The organism is Corynebacterium maris DSM 45190 (assembly GCF_000442645.1).
In the GTDB taxonomy this organism is placed as follows: domain Bacteria; phylum Actinomycetota; class Actinomycetes; order Mycobacteriales; family Mycobacteriaceae; genus Corynebacterium; species Corynebacterium maris.
On the sequence record NC_021915.1, the window covers coordinates 2,158,659 to 2,177,998 of the forward strand.

21 protein-coding genes are annotated in these 19,340 nt (G+C 68.3%); 7 read left to right on the plus strand and 14 right to left on the minus strand.

All coding sequences use genetic code 11. From position 1 onward, the window contains the following. Positions 1 to 80: 80 nt before the first annotated feature. Genes B841_RS10040 through B841_RS10055 form a run of 5 tightly spaced genes read left to right on the plus strand, consistent with a single transcriptional unit; the run spans position 81 to position 5,510 of the window. Positions 81 to 1,934: a BCCT family transporter gene (locus tag B841_RS10040; RefSeq protein ID WP_020935389.1), complete on the plus strand. Its 1,854-nt coding sequence runs from the start codon at positions 81 to 83 to the stop codon at positions 1,932 to 1,934. 10 nt (positions 1,935 to 1,944) lie between these two features. Further along, positions 1,945 to 3,318: an FGGY-family carbohydrate kinase gene (locus B841_RS10045; protein ID WP_020935390.1), complete on the plus strand. Its 1,374-nt coding sequence runs from the start codon at positions 1,945 to 1,947 to the stop codon at positions 3,316 to 3,318. Between the two features lie 40 nt (positions 3,319 to 3,358). Further along, entirely contained in the window at positions 3,359 to 3,682 is a 324-nt protein-coding gene (locus B841_RS13440) for a hypothetical protein (RefSeq protein ID WP_156844781.1), read from the plus strand. Further along, a complete protein-coding gene (locus B841_RS10050; protein WP_156844783.1) occupies positions 3,622 to 4,764 on the plus strand; it encodes an L-lactate permease in 1,143 nt (380 codons plus the stop codon). The genes B841_RS13440 and B841_RS10050 overlap by 61 nt, the downstream gene beginning before the upstream one ends. A 44-nt stretch (positions 4,765 to 4,808) precedes the next feature. Then, complete coding sequence (locus tag B841_RS10055) at positions 4,809 to 5,510, plus strand: YoaK family protein (RefSeq protein ID WP_020935393.1); 702 nt, start codon at positions 4,809 to 4,811, stop codon at positions 5,508 to 5,510. Position 5,511: 1 nt separating this feature from the next. On the opposite strand, the gene lepA is transcribed toward B841_RS10055, so the two are convergent. Next, positions 5,512 to 7,359: a translation elongation factor 4 gene (gene lepA, locus B841_RS10060; protein WP_020935394.1), complete on the minus strand. Its 1,848-nt coding sequence runs from the start codon at positions 7,357 to 7,359 to the stop codon at positions 5,512 to 5,514. Between the two features lie 155 nt (positions 7,360 to 7,514). Between lepA and B841_RS10065 the strand changes: the two genes are divergently transcribed. Together B841_RS10065 and rpsT are read left to right on the plus strand one after the other, a co-directional pair. Continuing rightward, positions 7,515 to 8,084, plus strand: a complete 570-nt coding sequence (locus B841_RS10065) for a type II toxin-antitoxin system PemK/MazF family toxin (RefSeq protein ID WP_020935395.1) — start codon at positions 7,515 to 7,517, stop codon at positions 8,082 to 8,084. Positions 8,085 to 8,256: 172 nt separating this feature from the next. Continuing rightward, positions 8,257 to 8,520 carry a 30S ribosomal protein S20 gene (rpsT, locus tag B841_RS10070; protein WP_020935396.1) on the plus strand — a complete coding sequence of 88 codons (264 nt, stop codon included), beginning with the start codon at positions 8,257 to 8,259 and terminating at the stop codon, positions 8,518 to 8,520. A gap of 80 nt (positions 8,521 to 8,600) precedes the next feature. Here the strand turns inward: rpsT and B841_RS10075 are convergent, their stop codons facing one another. The 13 genes from B841_RS10075 to B841_RS10135 form a co-directional block, all read right to left on the minus strand. Further along, positions 8,601 to 9,248 (minus strand): LysE family translocator, encoded by a 648-nt coding sequence (locus B841_RS10075; RefSeq protein ID WP_020935397.1) that lies wholly within the window; start codon positions 9,246 to 9,248, stop codon positions 8,601 to 8,603. Further along, complete coding sequence (locus B841_RS10080) at positions 9,245 to 9,646, minus strand: ankyrin repeat domain-containing protein (RefSeq protein WP_020935398.1); 402 nt, start codon at positions 9,644 to 9,646, stop codon at positions 9,245 to 9,247. Before B841_RS10080 ends, B841_RS10075 begins: the two co-directional genes overlap by 4 nt. A gap of 11 nt (positions 9,647 to 9,657) precedes the next feature. Next, positions 9,658 to 10,593, minus strand: a complete 936-nt coding sequence (holA, locus tag B841_RS10085) for a DNA polymerase III subunit delta (RefSeq protein ID WP_020935399.1) — start codon at positions 10,591 to 10,593, stop codon at positions 9,658 to 9,660. A 37-nt stretch (positions 10,594 to 10,630) separates the two neighbouring features. Next, entirely contained in the window at positions 10,631 to 12,271 is a 1,641-nt protein-coding gene (locus B841_RS10090; protein ID WP_020935400.1) for a ComEC/Rec2 family competence protein, read from the minus strand. 3 nt (positions 12,272 to 12,274) lie between these two features. Further along, a complete protein-coding gene (locus B841_RS10095; RefSeq protein ID WP_020935401.1) occupies positions 12,275 to 12,943 on the minus strand; it encodes a ComEA family DNA-binding protein in 669 nt (222 codons plus the stop codon). 123 nt (positions 12,944 to 13,066) lie between these two features. Further along, positions 13,067 to 13,354 (minus strand): hypothetical protein, encoded by a 288-nt coding sequence (locus tag B841_RS10100; RefSeq protein ID WP_020935402.1) that lies wholly within the window; start codon positions 13,352 to 13,354, stop codon positions 13,067 to 13,069. Between the two features lie 114 nt (positions 13,355 to 13,468). Next, positions 13,469 to 14,278, minus strand: coding sequence for a DegV family protein (locus B841_RS10105; RefSeq protein WP_020935403.1), 810 nt, complete (start codon positions 14,276 to 14,278; stop codon positions 13,469 to 13,471). 5 nt (positions 14,279 to 14,283) lie between these two features. Next, positions 14,284 to 14,919 carry a histidine phosphatase family protein gene (locus tag B841_RS10110; RefSeq protein WP_020935404.1) on the minus strand — a complete coding sequence of 212 codons (636 nt, stop codon included), beginning with the start codon at positions 14,917 to 14,919 and terminating at the stop codon, positions 14,284 to 14,286. Between the two features lie 15 nt (positions 14,920 to 14,934). Next, positions 14,935 to 15,435: a ribosome silencing factor gene (gene rsfS / locus B841_RS10115; protein WP_020935405.1), complete on the minus strand. Its 501-nt coding sequence runs from the start codon at positions 15,433 to 15,435 to the stop codon at positions 14,935 to 14,937. A 72-nt stretch (positions 15,436 to 15,507) separates the two neighbouring features. After that, the gene (nadD, locus tag B841_RS10120) at positions 15,508 to 16,107 is read right to left on the minus strand and encodes a nicotinate-nucleotide adenylyltransferase (RefSeq protein ID WP_041631865.1); all 600 of its coding nucleotides are present in this window, start codon (positions 16,105 to 16,107) and stop codon (positions 15,508 to 15,510) included. 11 nt (positions 16,108 to 16,118) lie between these two features. Beyond that, the gene (locus B841_RS10125) at positions 16,119 to 17,060 is read right to left on the minus strand and encodes a cutinase family protein (RefSeq protein ID WP_156844785.1); all 942 of its coding nucleotides are present in this window, start codon (positions 17,058 to 17,060) and stop codon (positions 16,119 to 16,121) included. Positions 17,061 to 17,106: 46 nt separating this feature from the next. Continuing rightward, positions 17,107 to 18,393: a glutamate-5-semialdehyde dehydrogenase gene (locus tag B841_RS10130; protein WP_020935408.1), complete on the minus strand. Its 1,287-nt coding sequence runs from the start codon at positions 18,391 to 18,393 to the stop codon at positions 17,107 to 17,109. Positions 18,394 to 18,419: 26 nt separating this feature from the next. After that, on the minus strand, positions 18,420 to 19,340 hold the full coding sequence (locus B841_RS10135) for a D-isomer specific 2-hydroxyacid dehydrogenase family protein (RefSeq protein WP_020935409.1): 921 nt from the start codon (positions 19,338 to 19,340) through the stop codon (positions 18,420 to 18,422).

Consider the following 19,340-nt stretch of genomic DNA (forward strand, 5'->3'; position numbering starts at 1 on the left):
CAACACGACAACCCCTATTTCCATTCCCCACCAGGGCCGAGAAGTTGCGGACGCCTGCGCAAAAGAGAACACTTACAGGAATGTCCAACCAGACCAGTTATCCGGACGACCTCCACCCAGGGCTCGTCCCGGGCATCGGCGTCGATCAACAACGCAACCGCTTCGGACTCGATAAAATCAGTTTCGCCCTCACGGCGATCCTCATCCTCGCGTTCATCGCTTGGGGCCTGATCAACCCGGACTCCGTGTCCACCGTCTCCTCCACGATGTTCTCCTGGGCCATGGAAAACGTCGGCTGGCTGCTCAACATCGTGATGATCCTCGGCATCGTCGTGATGGTCATCCTGGCCTTCAGCCGCTTCGGCCGCATCACCCTCGGCCGCGACGACGAAAAGCCCGAATTCTCCCGCTTCTCCTGGGTCGCGATGATGTTCGGCGCCGGCATCGGCGTCGGCATCTTCTTCTTCGGCCCCTCCGAACCGCTGTGGCACTACCTCTCCCCGCCCCCGGAGACCGTCGACGCGGAGACCCCCGCCGCGCTGCACCAGGCCATGGCCCAGTCCCACTTCCACTGGGGATTGTCCGCCTGGGCACTGTATTCCCTGGTCGGCGGATCGATCGCCTACTCCATCTACCGCCGTGGGCGCGTCTCTTTGATCAGTTCGGTGTTCGCTCCCCTGCTGGGCGAAAACAACACGGGCGGGCCCGTCGGCAAGCTCATCGACATGCTCTCGATCGTGGCCACCCTCTTCGGCACCGCCGCGACCCTCGGCCTGTCCGCCATCCAGATCGGCGAGGGCGTGCGCATCGTCTCCGGCATGAGCCAGGTCGGCAACAACGTCCTGATCGTCATCATCGCGATTTTGTCGATCGCGTTCATCTTCTCCGCCGTCTCCGGCGTGGCCCGTGGCATCCGCTACCTGTCCAACGTCAACATCACGCTCACGCTGGCCGCCGTCGCCTTCGTGTTCCTGGCCGGGCCGACGCTCTTTTTGCTCAACCTGATTCCCTCCGGCACCCTGACTTACTTCGACGAGCTGCTGGCCATGATGGGCAAATCCCTGTCCTGGGGTGCGGAGACCGTCGAGTTCCAGGGCGCCTGGACCGCCTTCTACTGGGCGTGGTGGATCGCCTGGACCCCGTTCGTCGGCATGTTCATCGCGCGCATCTCCCGCGGCCGCACCCTGCGTGAGTTCGCCCTGGTGTGCATGGCGGTGCCCACCTTCATCCTCATCCTGGCCTTCACCGTCTTCGGCGGTGCGGCCATCGTCTTCAACCGCGAGGGCGTCGCCGGCTTCGACGGCAGCTCCTCCTCCGAGCAGGTGCTCTTCGACATGTTCGCTCAGCTGCCGCTGTCGCAGGTCACGCCGTTCATCCTCATCCTCATCCTGGCGATCTTCTTCGTCACTTCCGCGGACTCCGCTTCCACGGTGATGGGCACGATGTCCACGCGCGGCAACCCGACCCCGAACCGCTTCGTCGTGGTCTTCTGGGGCCTGTGCATGGTCGGCATCGCCATCGTCATGCTGTTGGCCGGCGGCGAGGACGCCCTGTCCGGACTGCAGAACCTGACCATCCTCATCGCCCTGCCGTTCTGTCTGGTGCTGCTGGGCATGATGGTCTCCTTCGTCAAGGACTTGAGCACCGACCCCTCCGCCATCCGCCGCACCTATGCCCGCACCGCCGTCGACAACGCCGTCGTCCGCGGCCTGGAGACGCACGGCGACGACTTCGAATTCGCCGTCGCCGAGGCCCCCGAGGGCCGCGGCGCGGGCGCGGACTTCGACTCCACCGCCGAGAACGTCACCGAGTGGTACCGCCGCAAGGACGAGGACGGCAACGACGTCGGCTACGACTACGAAACCGAAACCTGGTCCGACGGATGGGAGCCCAACCCGGACCCCAAGGAAGAAAAAACCACTCCCAAGGAGTAGTTCTGCACGCATGATCCTCGCGCTGGACCTGGGCACCTCGGGTGCGAAAGCCGCCCTCATCGACCCCGCCGACGGCTCCTACCACGGCGAGGCTTTCGAGCCGTACCCCACGGACACGGGCGCAGACGGCCGCGTCGAGCAACACCCCGCCGACTGGGTCGCCGCCGCCCGCGCCTGCGCCGCCCGCCTGCCCGGGGCGGACGCCATCGCGTTGACCGGCCAAATGCAAGATCTGATCTGTCTGGACGCCGACGGGTCGCCGATGGCCCCGGCCGTGTTGTACTCCGACACCCGCGCCCGCGCCGAGGCCGACGCCCTGCACCGCGCCCTCGGCGACTGGAACCGGATCACCGGCAACGAACAGTCCGCCACCTCGAATGCGGCGATGTTCGTGCGCGCGGGGCTCACGCCGGCGCGCATTCTGTTTTCCCCGTCCGGCTACCTCGCCCACCACCTCGGCCTGGGCGCGCACGTGGACTCCACCACCGCCTCCACGACGGGGCTCATCGACGCCGCCACCGGCGACTTCTCCCCCGCCGTGTGCCGGGTGGCGGGCGTCACCGCCGACATGCTGCCCGCGATCACCGACGGCCCGCTCGGTGAAGTCGACGGCGTCCCCGTGGTGCTCGCCCCCGGCGACGCCGTCGCCACCACCGCCGGCATCGTCGGCCTGGCTCCGGGCGACGACTACGTCTACCTGGGCACCTCCGGCTGGTACGCCTTCCTCGCCGAAAAAGACGTGGACCTGCCCGGCGCGGTACACCGCCTCGCCGCGCCGGGCGGGCGGCGGTTGCACATCGCCGCGTTGTCCTCAGCGGGCGCCCTCGCCGACTGGGGCCGGGAGAATCTGTTGGGCGGGGCCTCGCCCGCGGAGGCGGACGCGGTGCTGGCCACCGGTCCGCGCGCCCCGAGCGGGCTGCTCGCGCTGCCGAGTCTGAGCGGGGAGCGTTTCCCGGTGCGCGACGACGCGCTGGGCGCCGCGATCACCGGCATCCGCGCCACGACGACCCCGGCGCAGATGTACCGGGCGCTGCTGGAGTCCGTCGCGTTCGGGCTTTCCCACGCCATGGCCGAGGAGCCCGTCGACCGGCCCCTGCCGGTGGTCGGCGGCGGGGCGGCCTCGCGCCCGTGGTTGGAGATCCTGGCCGACGTCACCGGGCGTCCGGTGACCCGCGTGAGCACGGGCGGGGACGCCGCCTTGACCGGGGCGGCGCTCGTCGCCGCGGAGGCGCTGGGCCTGGAGCACGGGATCATGCCGCTGGGCCGCGGCGATGTCGACGCCGTCGCCCCCGACGCTGTGGCCCACGCGGGCTACCGGGGTCTGCGGGCACGGCATCGACGGCTGTATTCCGCTCTCGGTGATACGGCGGGCCCGCCAGAATGAATGTCTCCGCGCGCACTTGTTGCAGAGCTACCATGTGGCCGTGACTGTGCTGTTGGCCGTGCTTCCCCTGCTCGTGGTGATCGGGGCATTGTTGGCACGGCGGTCCACCCTGTCGGCGGCGGTGCTGGGTCTGCTGTCCGCGGTCGTGGTCGCGGCGACGGAGTTCGACCTGTCGTGGGCGAGCGTCGCTGAGCTGGCCGGGAGCTGGTGGCCGCTGGTGGTCGAGGTCATGGTGATCATCGGCGGCGGCGTGGCCTTCGCGGAAGCCGGGCGGCGCATGGGCGATCAAGCCAGGCTGTCGGAATGGCTGCGCCGTTGCCTGGCTCCGGGGTGGCGCCTGCCCTGGCGGTGGTGCACGGGGTGACCCCGCTGGCGGAATCACTGACCGGCTTCGGCGTCGGCGTGACCATCGCGGTGCCGCTGCTGATCGGCCTGGGCTATGCGGGACATAAGGCCGCCCCCATCGGGCTGCTCGGGTTGTGCGCGGTGCCGTGGGGGTCCATGGGGCCGGGCACGCTGATCGCCGCGGAACTGTCGGGCACCGGTTTCCGGGAACTGGGCGTGATGAGCGCCCTGCTCAGTCTCCCCGTGTTCCTGGGCGCGGGCGTCGCGGCCGCGCTCATCGCCGCCGAGCGCGGCGACCGGGCCCGGGCGGTCGGGCTGGCGGTGGCCTCCGGGCTGGTGCTGTGGGTGAGTGTGACGGTCGCCAACCTCGTCTTCGGCACTGCCCCGGCCGGGGCGGTGGGCGCCGCTGTGACCCTGGCGGTCCACCTGCTCGCCCACCGGCTGCGCCACGGCCGTCGCCTGGCTGTCTCCGCGGCCGAGCTGCGTGCCCTGGCGCCCTATGGCCTGCTGCTCGGTGGGGTGCTGGCGGCGTCGGTGACGGTGCGTGTCCTCGGGCTCGACGGCACCGGCTGGCGCTACCTGGCCTCCCCCGCGCCGTGGCTGGTTCTGACGGCCCTGTTCACGCTGCGCTCTTCGCTTGCCGACGTCGCGCCCACCGCGTCGCACGCGGTGCGCACGTGGGCGCACGTCGGCCCCGCCACCGCCTTGTTCATCCTGCTCGGGGCGGTGATGTCCGAATCCGGGATGTCGGGGCAAATCGCCGTGGCCCTGGCCGGGCTCGGCGGCGTCTTCCTGTTCTTCGTCCCCGTCCTCGGGGGCGTGGGCGGGTTCATCACCGGGTCCAACAGCGGGGCCAACGCCATGTTCGCCGGCCCCCAGGCGCAGGCCGCCGCGGCACTCGGAGCGTCGGTGGCGTCGGCCACGGCCGCGCAGAACGTCTCTGCCTCGCTGCTGACGATGTCCTCGCCCGCCCGAATAGAGCTGGCGGTGCGTCTATGCCCCGACCCGCCCGCCCGCCGGCCCGTCTTCGTCTGGACACTCGGCATGGCGATCCCGGTCATCCTGGCGTTGTCGGTGCTCACGGTTGTGCTGGTGGGCTGACCGGGATAACCCCGCCCGCCGCGGTGGGGCTAAAATGCCTGGACATGAGTGGTTACAGCAAGCGGGAACGCGGCCTGGCCGCCAGCTACGCGTTCATCGCCGGTTTCGTCGACTCCATCGGCTTTCTCTTTCTCGGCGGCGTGTTCCTGTCCTTCATGTCCGGAAACACCACCCGCGCCGCCACCTCCCTGGTCAGCGCCGACTGGGACCTGGCGGTCTTGGCCAGCAGCTGCCTGATCCTCTTCCTCGTCGGCGTGATGCAGGGGGCGCTGGTGCGCCGGCTGGCGCGGCGCTGGGTGCCGCTGCACTGGGTGCGCGACGTCGTGATCGCGAACATGGACATTTTGTTCGTGATCTCCAGCGTCCTCATCCTCATGGACCAGCCGCGCATCGGGATCATGTTCGCCTCCCTGGGCATCGGGGCGATGAACTCGATTTTCGAACGCGACGGCGAAGTCGACATCGCGCTGACCTACATGACCGGCACGCTGGTGAAAATGGGACAGCGCTTCATCGACACGTTCTTCGGCGGGGCCCACTCCAAGTGGCTGCAGCACTTCGTGATGTGGGCGTCGCTGTCGGCCGGCGCGATCACCGGGGCCCTGGCCTACCGGGCGGTCGGCGTCCACGCCATCCTCATCGCCACCGGGCTGTGCCTGCTGTTGACCGGGCTCGTGGAGGTGGTGCGCCTCCACGGGCGACGACGGGGCGTGGTGCGGGTGCATGAGGACGTCGAGCCGCGCTGACCTATCCTTCGTCGGTGGACAGCGCCGCGACGAACGCCTCCTGCGGGACCTCCACGGAACCGATGTTCTTCATGCGCTTCTTGCCGGCCTTCTGCTTCTCCAACAGCTTGCGCTTACGCGAGATGTCACCGCCGTAACACTTCGCCAGCACGTCCTTGCGCAGGGCGCGGATGTTCTCGCGGGCGATGATCTGCGAACCGATGGCCGCCTGGATGGGCACCTCGAACTGCTGGCGCGGGATCAGCTCGCGCAGCTTCTTGGTCATCTTCAGCCCGTAGTGGCGGGCGTCGTCACGGTGGACGATGGCGCTGAACGCGTCCACCGGCTCACCCTGCAGCAGGATGTCCACCTTCACCAGGTCCGCCTCCTGGGAGCCGGCCTCCTCGTAGTTCAGCGAGGCGTAGCCCTTGGTGCGAGACTTCAACAGGTCAAAGAAGTCGAAGATGATCTCGCCCAGCGGCATGACGTAGCGCAGCTCGACGCGGTCCTCGGACAGGTAGTCCATGTTCTTCATCTGGCCGCGCTTGGTCTGGCACAGCTCCATCGTGGGGCCGACGAATTCGGACGGCACGATGAGCGTCATGTTCACGATCGGCTCGTGCACCGCCTGGTGCTTGCCCTCCGGCCACTCGGAGGGGTTGTGCACCACGATTTCTTCGTTGGACTCGGTGTGCACGCGGTAGGACACGCTCGGCGCCGTGGAAATCAGATCCAGGTCGAATTCGCGCTCGAGGCGGTCGCGGGTGATCTCCATGTGCAGCAGGCCGAGGAAGCCGCAGCGGAAACCGAAGCCCAGCGCCACGGACGTCTCTGGCTCATATGACAGGGACGCGTCGTTGAGCTGCAGTTTCTCCAGCGCCTCACGCAGCGCGGGAAAATCCGCCTGGGAGATCGGGAACAGCCCGGAATACACCATCGGCACCGGCTCGGCGTAACCCTCCAGGGGCTCGTCCGCCCCGCCCCGCGCCCAGGTGACGGTGTCGCCGACCTTGGTCTCGCGGACGTCCTTCACGCCGGTGATGATGTAGCCGACCTCGCCGGGGCCCAACCCCTGACACGGCTTCGGCGTCGGCGAGACCACCCCGATCTCGTTGATGTCCAGGGTCGCGCCCGTGGCCATCAGCTGCACCTTCTGGTTCGGCTTGAGCTGACCGTCGACCACGCGGATGTAGGTGACCACGCCGCGGAAAGTGTCATAGACCGAGTCGAAGATCATCGCCCGGGCCGGAGCGTCCACCGGGTGCTCGCTGGTCGGATGCGGGATCGTGTCGGTGAGCCGGTCCAGCAGCTCCGGCACGCCCTCGCCCGTCTTGCCGGACACGCGCAACACGTCGCCCGGCTCGCAGCCGATGATGTTGGCGATTTCCAGCGCGTACTTCTCCGGGTCCGCGGCCGGCAGGTCGATCTTGTTCAGGACCGGGATGATCTCCAGGTCGTTTTCCATCGCCAGGTACAGGTTCGCCAGGGTCTGGGCCTCGATGCCCTGCGCCGCGTCGACGAGCAGCACCGCCCCCTCGCAGGCCTCCAGCGCACGGGAGACCTCGTAGGTGAAGTCCACGTGGCCCGGGGTGTCGATCATCTGCAGGACCATCTCCTCGCCGGCGTGGTCCCCGGAACGCGGCACCCACGGCAGGCGGACGTTCTGCGCCTTGATCGTGATGCCGCGTTCCCGCTCGATGTCCATGTTGTCGAGGTACTGGTCGCGCATGTCGCGATCCGCGACGACGGCGGACAGCTGCAGAATGCGATCGGCGAGCGTCGACTTGCCGTGGTCGATGTGCGCGATGATGCAGAAGTTCCTGATCTTGGCAGGATCGGTGAACGTCTGCTCCGCAAAGTTATTCGCCATTGTCTGGGCTTCAATCCCTTCCTAGTTGAATCCCCCTAACTCTACAGTGACAACACATTTTACTTAAGTGGAGTAACGGTTAGAGTGGCGATGGGGATGAATTATTCAGACACCCCTCACATTCCCCACCTCGACGTCGAACCAGGATGATCCGCATGAAATTCAGCGGGCGGGCCCGAAACGCACTTCTTTCGCGCGGCGAAAAACGCAAGGCCACGAAGAAGTCTGCACTAGACCGCGGTCTGGAAGCGCTGCGCAATCAACTGGGCCTCGGTCCGAACGCGGGCGCAGAAACACCGGAAGACAACTCTCACCGCGGCCATGCCCCGCTCGAAGTCGGCGACACCGACGACCACGCCCGCACCATCTTCTACGCCCCGGACCTGGACGGCCAGGCGGACCCGGGGGAGATCGTGTGGTTTTTGGCCCCCGTCGACGCAGCCGCCAAACAGCACTCCGAACGCGCGATGCTGGTCGTCGGACGCACCCGCCGCCGCGGCGTCCTCGGCCTGCTGATCTCCCCGAACTCCACGCATTCGCACGACGGCAACTGGATGGAGATCGGCTCCGGCCAGTGGGACTCGCTGGGCCGCCCCTGCTGGATCCGGCTCGACCGGGTGCTGGAAGTCCCGGACCATGCGTTACGACGCGCCGGGGCGCTGTTCCCCCGCGCCCGCTTCGAGCGCGTTGCCAGCGCCCTGCGCTCACGTTTCGACTGGAACTAGGTTTGGAACGGGCCCACCGGCCTGCTAAACTCCCTGAGGTTATCCTTCATCCGGGAACGCCGGTCGGGGCGGGCAGGACCTTGGGTTCGCTCTTCGTAATCGGCGTCGCGTCTCCCAGCGGTGACAAGGGAAAACAGCATCGATTCCGATCTAGTTCAAGAGGTAGCTCACCATGGCAAACATCAAGTCTCAGCAGAAGCGCAACCTGACCAACGAGAAGGCCCGTCAGCGCAACCAGGCCGTCCGCACCGCTGTGCGCACCGAGATCCGCAAGTTCCGCGCCCTCGTCGAGGCCGGCGACAAGGCCAAGGCCGAGGAGCAGCTGCGCACCGCTTCCCGCGCGCTGGACAAGTCCGTCTCCAAGGGCGTCTTCCACCGCAACAACGCGGCGAACAAGAAGTCCGCGATGGCTCTCGCCTTCAACAAGATGGGCTAATCTTTCCGCCTTCGCTTGACGACGATCGCCCCGCACCCTGAATCAGGGAGCGGGGCGATTTCTCGTCTGCGCCCGCCTCGCTAGTCCACGACGTCGATGACGCCGTTGACCACCAGCACCGCGCCGGCCACCAGGAAAAACAACCCGGCGACGACGTCGATCCACGGGCCCGCGCGCAGCAACCGGCGGCGCACCGCCTTCGTGGAGATCACCAGGCTGAGCACCAGGTGCAGCGCCAACGACGACCACGACAACGCCAAGACCACCGTCACCGCCAGGCCGACCGAAGGACTGCGCGGCAACAGCGGGGCGATCAACGCCGCCAAGAACAGCACGATCTTCGGGTTCGACAGATTCGTCGTCAACCCCTGCCGGAACGCCTGGCCGAGACTGCCCATCCGGCTCTCCGCGTCCTCCAAGTCCACGGGCGGGCTGGTGCGGTTGCGCCACCCGCTGGCGAGCATGCCGCGGCCCATCCACAGCAGCCACGCGCCGCCGAGGATCTGAATCACGCCGAGGACCTCGGGGAAGGCGTTGAGCACCGCCGCCGCGCCGAACACGGTCACGGTGCACCAGAACAGCACGCCTAACTGGATGCCGGCGGTGACGGCCACCGCGTGCCGGCGCGACTGGGTGGCGGTCCGGGTGATCAGAATGATGTCCGGGCCCGGCGACAACGCGCCGACCAGGTTCAACCCGACCAACGCCGCCAGGTTCGTCAGAGTCACTGCTGCCGGGTCAGCCGCGGGAGCAGGTCGGTGCGCCCGAACATCTTTGCGCTGTCCACCGCGTTCGGGTGCCCGGCCAGCGGGTCGGCGTCCGCCTCCAGCAGCGCCTCGACCACGCCGTCCTCCTTCTTGAAGATCGCCCCCGCGAGCGGGCTCTGGCCGTGGCCGTTGAGCTTGTCCGGGTCGGCGCCTTCCGCCAGCAACCCCTTGACCAGTTCCTCCCGCCCGCTGTAGGCGGCCAGCATGAGGAAAGTGTTGCCGTCCTGGTTGGCTAAATCGACGTTGACGCCCTGGCGGACGTACTCCAGCAGCGTCAGGTCCCCCTCGCGGGTCATGGCGAAGAGTTTGGTCACCAGTTCCTGGACATCCTCGGGCAGGGCTTCGGGTTGTTCGTTCATGACACCGGAGTTTAGCCCGCCAGTTCACTGATGCGGCGCACGGCGTTCTCTATCGCGAACTCGGGGTCCCCGCCCTGGCCTTTGACCTCGGCGTCCAGGTCCGCCATGAGCACCACCGCCTGACTCACTGATTCGCCCGACCACCGCCGCGCGACGCGCTGAGTTTTTTCCACCAGCCATGGCGCCATGCCGACCGTGCCCGCCAGCTGCTTGGGGTTGCCGCCGCGGGTGGAATACAACCGGGCGATGCCGCCGACCTTGGAGCTCAGCGCCGCCGCCAACGCCACCGGGGAGATGCCCAGCTGCAGGGCGCGCCGCGTGGAGGCCAGCGCCTGGGAGGTCTTGCCCGTCACCGCGAGATCCGCGATGTCGAAGCCGGAGACCTCCGCCACCCCGGTGTAGTAGGCCCGCACGGTGCCCACGGTGATCTCGCCCTGGGCGTCCGCGATGAGCTGCTCGATGGCCGAGGCCAACTCGCGCAGGTCGGAGCCGACGGACTCGAGCAGGGCCTGCACCACGTCGGGGGTGGGGCGGACGCCATGGGCGCGGAACTCCTGCATCACCCAGCCGGTGCGCTGCGAGGGCTTGATCGCCGCGACGTCGTGGACTTCGGCGATCTTGGAGAATTTGGGCACCAGCGTCTTGGTGCGCCCGCCACCGGAATGCTCGATGAGGAAGTAGATGCCCGGGGCGGGATCGCGGGCGGATTTCAGCAGCAGGTCGGCGGCGTCTTTGCCGGCGTCCTCCGTCTTCTGGAAGACGATGGCACGGTCTTCCGCGAACAGCGACGGGCTAGAGACCTCGATGATTTCGGAGCCGGTGACTTCCCCGGCGCGCATGACGGTGCTTTCCACCTCGGGGCCGAGGCGGTCCAGGATGCGATGGCGGGCCCGCTCGGCGAGGAATTCGTCGTCGCCGAGGATGAGGTGCACCTGCGGAATGTCCATGCGTTCATGGTGCCACACCGGGGGTGCGGCGCAGACGTCAGAACCGGCCGTCGGCGGCGCGTTGGGTGCCGTCGGTGTGCAGGGTGACGGGGCCGTCGCGGGCGGGGAAGAGGACGGGCACGCCGTCGACGGTGGCGCTGGGGCGGTCGGCGCGGCGGCCGTCGGGGTCGGTGACGATGATGGCTTGGGTGCCGGGCGGGGCGGCGTCGACGTCGTCGACGGTGGCGACGGTGTGGGTGACCAGCAGCTCCAGCGGGATCTCGGGGGCGGGTGACTCTGCGCGCGCATAGCTCAGCAGCCCCACCAGTCCCACGGTGACCACGAGCCAGGTCTTACCGGCCAGGATGGCGGCGATGATCCACCCGTAGACGATCAGCACCCAGACCGGGTCCGCCGACACCGTGACCACCGGCAGGGAGGCCAGCCAGTCCGCGGAAGCGTGGATCCACCACGTCAACGGCGAGACCACGGTGATCAGCAGGCCGGCGCCCGGCCCGGGCAGCAGCGCCAGGGCCGCGGCGAACAGCCCGAGCACGGTCACCGGGGCGGTGGCCGGGGTGACGACGACGTTCGCGACGACCGCGACCAGCGAGACCTCCCCCGCCATCATGGCGATCAGCGGGGCGGTGACCACGTCGGCGGCGATCGACACCGCCAGGCTGCGCACCAGCAGCAGCGGCAGCCTGGTCCGTGACAGTGGGGCGTCCAGCAAGGGGGTGAGCGCCACGATGCCGGCGGTGGCGGCCACCGACAGTGCGAAACCCCACGCGGCGGCCAGGTCCGGGTCGACGGCCAGCAGCACGATCACCGCGACGCACAGGGCGTGGACCGGTTCCATCTGCGCGGATCCCAGCACGGCGGCCAACCCCACCAGGCCGGTGACCGCGGCGCGCAACACGCTCGGTTCCAGGCCGACGAGCCCGACGAACCCCACCAGGGCCAGCGCCGCGACCGCCGTCTGGCCGCGCGGGCCGACGCCGATGGCCCGGCAGGCCATGATAGCCACGGTGGTGACGATGGTGACGTTGGATCCGGACACCGCGCTCAGGTGACTGAGGCCGGTGTCGATGTAGAGCTGCTGCGCGGCGTCGCTTTGCAGGGAGACGTCGCCGAGCACCATCCCGGGGATCAGGCCGCGGTGCTCCCCGGACAGCCGTGCGTCGACGGCGGCGGCGAAGGTGTCCTTGACGTGTGCCGCGATCGCCGCCCATCCGGTGGGCGGACCCGCCGAGAGGATCTCCGCGTCAGCGACCACCGGGGACAGCCCGGGTGAGCCCGCTTCCGAGTAGGTGGCCTCTAAGGCGACGGTGGCGCCGGCGGGCAGCCCCTGCCCGGACTCGTCCGTGAACGCGGTCAGCTGGGCCGGGTAACCGGGGACGCTCAAACGCAGTATCCCGCCGCCGGCGGACGTCGTGCCCGCAGCCGTGTTCAGCGTGCCGGTGATCTGCCCGCCCAGGTCGGTCTCCGCGGCCTGCCGGGCACGCAGCCAGGTCATCAGCGTGACGGCCCCGCCCAACACCGCGGTCAGCGTCGTCTGGCCCGGCTGCCGCGCCGCGGCCAACGCGCCGGCGGCGAGCAGCACCGCCGCCAACGACGGCCAAGGTTGCCCGGTGAGCAGGACCAGCAGCGCGGCGGCCCAGACCGTCAGCGCCGCCGGGACCAGTCGTAGCTCCGCCATCGCCTATAAGCCGACGTGATCTTTGAGCTGCTCGAATTTCGCCGGTCCGATGCCTTTGACCTCCTGCAGCTGCTCAATCGCGGTGAACCCGCCGGCACTGGTGCGGTGGTCGATGATCGCCTGGGCGGTCGCCTCCCCCACCCCGTTCAAGGTGGTCAGCTCCGTCACGTCGGCGGAGTTCAACGACACCAGCCCGCTGCCTGCGGGCGGTTGTGCCTCCGGCGCCCCGTCGTGGGCGGGCGCCTCCGGTCGGGCGGGGACGTGGATCTGCTGGCCGTCGACGAGCAGCTGCGCCTGATTCAGCGCGGTGACGTCGGCGTCGAGAAGCGGCAACGCGGACAGCAGGGCGTCGGCCACCCGGGAGCCCGCCGGCACCGTGATCAACCCCGGCTTCTCCACCGCCCCCACCACGGAGACCACGATCTCGTCGGTCTCTTCGCCCGGCGTCGCCTCCTGCCCCACCTCCGGCAACGCGGCCAGGGACGGCTCCACGGGGTCGGGGCGCTGGAGGAACCACACCGCCCACACGGCGACGGCCACGACCACCACGGCGGCGGCGATGACCGCCTGTTTCGGCGTGACCGCCAGGCGGGGAGTCGGATAAGAGACGTCGAGGAGGTCTTCCTCCCCGGTCGGACGGGTCAGTTCGGTGAGTCTGTCAATGACGGCCATGCCCCTGAGACTAAAACGGCGGCCGGCCTGCTCCGCCGGGTCCGGCCACCGACCGGGGATAACCCCGGTGACACGTCACTGATCCTGTGGAATGTTCTTCCTCCCCGGCCGGGAAGAAGATCGTTAATTCAACTGCGCCTGTTCACCGGTGGCGCGTTCGAGGTCGTAGCGCTCAGCGGCGCTGGTTCCCGGCGGAGCGACGCCCGCACCCAGGTTGGACGGCGTCTTGATCTTGCCGAAAGCCGCGGCGAGCACGAGGTCCACGATCAACCCGACGCCCACAACCAGCAGGACGACGGCCACCACCATGCCCCACGTGGTCTCCGGGGACTCACCGATCAACAACGCCCCCACGGCAATGAGCACCGCCCCGAGGACGCTCTCCCCGACCAACCGCACCCAGATATTCACTGCTGACGTGTCCTTTCCGCTAGGAATAGTATGCCCTCCACCCTAGAGCCGGGGCGCCGAACGGAAGAATTGGAAGGAAGAAACGTGACCTCCCTCTCACCGGGCGGGGTGGCCTCAGTCGTCGTCGCCGGTGTCCGGGGCGGTGGAAAACACTGCGGACACGCCGATCGCGCCCGCCCCGGTGTGCACCGTGAGCACCGGGCTCAACGGCGCCAACATGAAGCTGGAACCCTCCGGCAGGACTTCCTCCAGCAGATCGCGCAACTGTAGCGCGGCCGGCTCCGTGTCGACGTGCTGGACCGCGACGAACACCGGGTCCCCCGCCGCCCGCTCGACGACCAGTTCCGCCACCTTGCTGAAGGCCTTCGCCTGGGTGCGCGTCTTGCCCGCCAGCTCCAGCTTGCCGTCGTGGATCTCCATGATCGGCTTGATCGCCAACACGGCGGCGGACATGATCGCCGTGCCCGTCGACAGCCGGCCCGATCTACGCAGATCGTCGATCTTCTGCAGATACACCCACGTCGACGACCGTCGCAGCGTGTCGCTGGCCAACCTCTCGCACGCATCCAGGTCGGCGCCTTCCTGGGCGAGTTTGGCGGCGGCCATCGCCGCGGCGCCCACGGCCATGCCCACGCTGGCGGTGTCGATGACCCGGACCGCCCCGTCAAACACCGCAGACGCGGCGACCGCCGCCGAATACGTCGACGACAGCTCCTTGGCCACGTGCAGGGCGACCACGCCGTCGTCGCCGCCGCGCTCCAGCTGGCGGGCGTACGCCGCCGCCAACTCCAACGAGGACAACCCCGACGTCGTCGTCTCCGTCTCCTTGTCCATCACATGGAGGTCAACGACGGTGATGCCGAGTTCCTTGACGACGTCCTCGGGCACGCCGGCCGAGGAATCCACGACAATGCGCACAGCCACGGCGACTAGACCTTCCCGCCCAGGTTCCAGGCCTGCAGATGCCACTGGCCTTCCGGCTCGTCCTCCGCCTTCGCGCGATCCGTCAGCACTGCGGCGGCGGTGTTGTGCAGGCTGGTCAACAGCGGGTACTGAGACACGTCCAGCCCCAGCAGATGCGAGGTCAACGCCGAAATGGTTCCGCTGTGGGCGACCAGCAGCACCGAGGAGCCGGGCCACGCGCCGAAGTCCTCGATCAGCCCGTCGACGACGGGCCGGGCGCGGCGGGCCACGTCGAGGCGCGACTCGCCGCCGGGCGGGGCCCAGGTGGCGTCGTTGCGCCACCGCAGCCGGGCGTCGGGGTCCTCCGCGTCCACTTCAGCGTGCGTGCAGCCTTGCCACTGCCCCAGATCGGTTTCCCGGAGCCGGGCGTCCGTTTCCACGGCCACGTCGATCCGGTCGCCGATGATGGTGGCGGTGTCGAAGGCGCGCTCCAGGTCGGAGGCGATGACCCGGGAAATGCCGGCCGCGGCGAACCGCTCCGCCGCCAGCGCCGCCTGCTCACGGCCGACGTCGTCCAGTTGGGTGTCCAACTGTCCCTGCATCCGACGGGTGGCGTTGTAATACGTCTGCCCGTGGCGCAACAAAATCAGGCGGCGGTACATGAAGTCGCTGGTGTCCTACTGCTCGTCGTCGTAGTAGTAATAGTCGTCGTCGGAGTCTCCCTCGGCGGGGCCTTCGCCGGCCAGCGGAATCTCGTCGATGGATTCGACGGAGCGCACGTCCACGTCGTCGGCGTAGGCGCCCGGACGCTCCGGCGGCTCCACGCCGTCGACCTCGATGAGCGGGGAGTCGCGGTACAGGCGGTCCAGGCCGTAGAACTCGCGCTCGGCGGTGCGCTGGACGTGGACCACGAATTGGCCGTAGTCCAGCAGCACCCACCGGTTTTCGCGGTGGCCCTCACGGCGCAGCGGCTCGACTCCGGCCTCGGTGAGCTTGTCCTCGACCTCTTCGACGATCGCGCGCACCTGGCGTTCGTTGTCGCCGGTGATCACGACGAAGACGTCGGAAATCGCCATGACGTCGGAGACGTCGTACACGGCGATGTTGGAGCCCTTCCGCTCATCGGCGGCGAGGGCGGCGATGGTCGCCAAACGGCGGGATTCGTCAGTGGCAGTCAATGAATAAACATTCCTACTTAAGAGTGGTTTTGATAGTCACCCGCTAGTCTTCCACGAACGCGGGCCCGAGCGCTATTCACCGTAGACCTCGTTCTTGGCAATGTACTGCACCACCCCGTCCGGAACCAGATACCACACCGGCCGGCCGGCGGCGGAGCGCTCCCGGATATCGGTGGAAGAAATCGCCATGGCCGGCACATCGATGAGCTCCACCCGGTCATCGTGCCCTTCCGGCAGCATCTCCTCGCTCAACTCGTACCCCGGGCGGGTGACCCCCACGAAATGCGCCAAGTCGAACATTTTTTCCCAGTCGTGCCAGCTCATGATCGAGGCCATCGCGTCGGCGCCGGTGATGAAATACAGCTCCGCCCCCTGAAACTGCTCCCCCAGATCCTTGAGGGTGTCGATAGTGTAGGTCGGCCCCGACCGGTCAATGTCGACCCGGCTGACCGTGAACCGCGGGTTGGCGGCGGTGGCGATGACCGTCATCAGGTAGCGGTCCTCGGCGGGGCTGACTCGGCGATCGGCCTTCTGCCACGGCTCCCCCGTGGGCACGAACACGACCCGGTCCAGGTCGAAGCGGTCGGCGACTTCGCTGGCCGCGACGAGGTGTCCGTTGTGGATCGGGTCAAACGTGCCGCCCATGATGCCGATGCGCGCAGGGGTAGTCATGGTCACGAAGTCTAGCGCCCCTGGGCGGCGAGGATCCACGAAGCGAAGCTTTCGGCGGCGCGCTCGTCATATTCCCGCGGGGCCTTGCCGGTGAAGTAGTGGGTGTGCGCGCCCAAGTCCTCTAACTCGCCGGACAAGTACGTCTCTTTTGCCGCGTCCACGGCGCCGGTCACGGAAAGATTGCAGACGACGTCGGCGGGCAGGCAGTAGTTGACCCGGGGCGCCTCCGCTACGGCGTCCTCCCACTCCGCGGGCACGCGTTGCAGCAGGCCCCCGCCAGGAGCCGCTCCCCCGACCAGGGAAGGATCATTCGCCTTGAGCAACGGGTTACCCAGATAGACCACCCCGGCCAGGCGGTCATCCTCCGCCAGCTTGCGCTCCTGCGCCGTCATCACGACCGCGCCCTGCGAGTACCCGGCCAGGACGTAGTCTGGCTCGCAGCCGGTGGCGGCCTCCCATCCGGCCAGGTAGCTCATCGTATTGGTGACGCCGGAGTTCACGCTGCGGGCCAATTCGCCCAAGGAGATGCGGGCGATCTCCGGTACGGAGATCTGGTCCAACAGCTCGGAGACACGCTGAACGAGCTCCCGCGCCGCCACCTCCTCGCCCTCCTCGACGAGCACCGGCAGGGGCAGGGCGGCGGGGTACACCTCCGGATCCAGGGCGATCACCGGCACGTCCTCCAGCAGCGACTCACCGGTTTGTTCCACGTGGTGGGCTTCGGCGAAACGCAGGAACATCCCGATCTGGTAGCCCTCATAGCCGTTGGACTCCCACGCGGAATCCGGCGCATAACGGGTCGGTCCCAGATCGACGTTTTCCTCGCTGCCTCGGGCGGCGACCACCGCCACCTCCGGGCATACGCCCTGCTCCTGCTCTGCAGAGGCAGGGGCGGGGGCGACCACGCCTAACGTCATCACCGCGGCGGCCAGACTAGAGAGAATTTTGCGCATATCTCTCAGTGTAGTCGCCCGATTCACAGACAGAACACAGCCTACGCTACGGGCGGGTGTGGCCGGTGCCCTCCAGGACCCACTTGGTGGAAGTCAGCTCCGGCAGCGCCATCGGGCCGCGGGCATGCAGCTTCTGGGTGGAGATCCCGATCTCCGCGCCCATGCCGTAGACCTCGCCGTCGGTGAAGGCGGTGGAGGCGTTGACCATCACGGCGGCCGCGTCGACCTCGTTGGCGAACTTCTGGCAGGTGTAGGCGTTCAGCGACGCCACGGCCTCGGTGTGGCCGGTGCCCCACTCGGCGATGTGCGCGATGGCGGCTTCCACGCCGTCGACGACCTTGGCGGCGATGTCGAAGGAGAGGTACTCCTCCGCCCAGTCGACCTCCTCGGCCTGGACGACGTCCGTGGCGCCGAAGGCCTCCAGCTCGGAGACGTCGCCGTGGACGGTGACGTCGGCCTCCTGCAGGGCGGTGACGATACGCAGCTTGTCGGCGTCATCCAGCGCGGCGTCGATGAGCACGACCTCGGTGGCGTTACACACCGAGCAACGGCGGGTCTTGCCGTTGAGCAGCATCTCGATGGCGGTGTCCAGGTCCGCGTCGCGGTCGATGTAGAAGTGGCAGTTGCCGGTGCCGGTCTCGATCGCCGGGACGGTGGCGCCCATGACCACGGCGTCGATGAGGTTCTTGCCGCCGCGCGGGATGACCACGTCGACCAGACCACGGGCGGTGATCAGGTCCTGGACGGAATCATGCGTGTCGCACGGCAGCAGCTGCACGGTCTCTTCGGGCAGGCCATGCTTGACGACGGTCTGCTGCAGCACCTCCACCAGCTTGGCGTTAGAGCTGCGCGCCGACTTCGAGCCGCGCAGCAGCGCGACGTTGCCGGACTTCAAGGCCAGGCCAAAGGCGTCGACGGTGACGTTCGGGCGGGCCTCATAGACCATGCCCATGACGCCTAGCGGCACACGGACCTGCTTCATCTGGATGCCGTTGGACATCACCCCACCCTGCAGGACCTCGCCCACCGGGTCCTTCAGGCCGGCGACCTGGCGCAGGCCTCCGGCGATGCCTTCGATGCGCTCGGCGTCCAGGCTGAGGCGGTCGATGAGGGATTCCGCCAGGCCGCGCTCACGGCCGGTGTCGATGTCCTCCTGGTTCGCCGCCAGGATGTCGTCGGTGGCGGACACCAATTCATCGGCGGCGGCCAGCAGAATGTCGTTCTTCTGCGGGGTCGGCAGCTTCGCCAGCTGCGGAGCGATCTGCTTCGCAGCGCGTGCCTTGCTCAGGACTTCTTCTCGTTCGGTTTGTCGTTCGGGAGTGAGATCAGTCATGGCCACCAGCGTACATAGCCCGCGCCTCAGTAGCCGACTTTTATATCCACTTCTGTGGACATGCGTTGACCAGCCGCAAAGAATTCGGCGTTGCGCGCCGCCAACGCCCCGATGGACGCCCGGATGTTTTGCTCGGTGTTGGCGGTGTGCGGAGTGATCACCACGTTCGGCATGGCCCACAACGGATGGTTTTCCGGCAGGGGCTCCGGGTCCGTGACGTCGAGCCCGGCGCCGGCGATGGTGCCGTCGCGCAGCGCGGCGACCAGGTCATCGGTGACGATCAGGGGGCCGCGGCCGGCGTTGACCACCACCGCGTGCGGCTTCATCTTGGCCAACACCTCGGCGTCGATGAGCCCGCGGGTGTCTGGCGTCAGGGGCAGGAGCACAACGAACACGTCTGCCTCACCCCACACGTGCCCGGCGGCGGCCAGCGCGACCGTTTCCGTGGCCCCTGGTACGGGCCGGCCGGTGCGGTTGACCGCCACGGTCCGGCAGCGGAAGGGCGCGAGCAGCTCAATCATGCGCTGCCCGATGCCGCCGGCGCCCACCACGGCGACCGTGGTGTCCGGCGTCAGGTAGCGGGTCTTCGCCGCGATCTCGTCGCTGACCGCGAAGGAGCCGGCCATGCCCGCCGCCTTGTGCTGGTGCGTCACCGCCAGCAGCAGGCCCAGGCAGGATTCGGCGACGGTGTCCGCGTACAGCCCCGCCGCGTTCGCCCAACGGACGCCGGATTTTTCCAGCACCCCCGCGGCGTGCAGCGGATCAATGCCGGCGGACTGGGTCTGTACGAATCCCACTGACTCCGGCAGCGGCAGCGGCAGCTCGTCCGGGCCGCCGTCGAAGACGAGGAAATCCGACTGCGACAGGTCTTCGACGAAGGTGTGCCCGGCGGCGGTGAGGTCCTCGACCACGACGTCGTGGCGGACCGGGGCCATGGTGAAACGCAC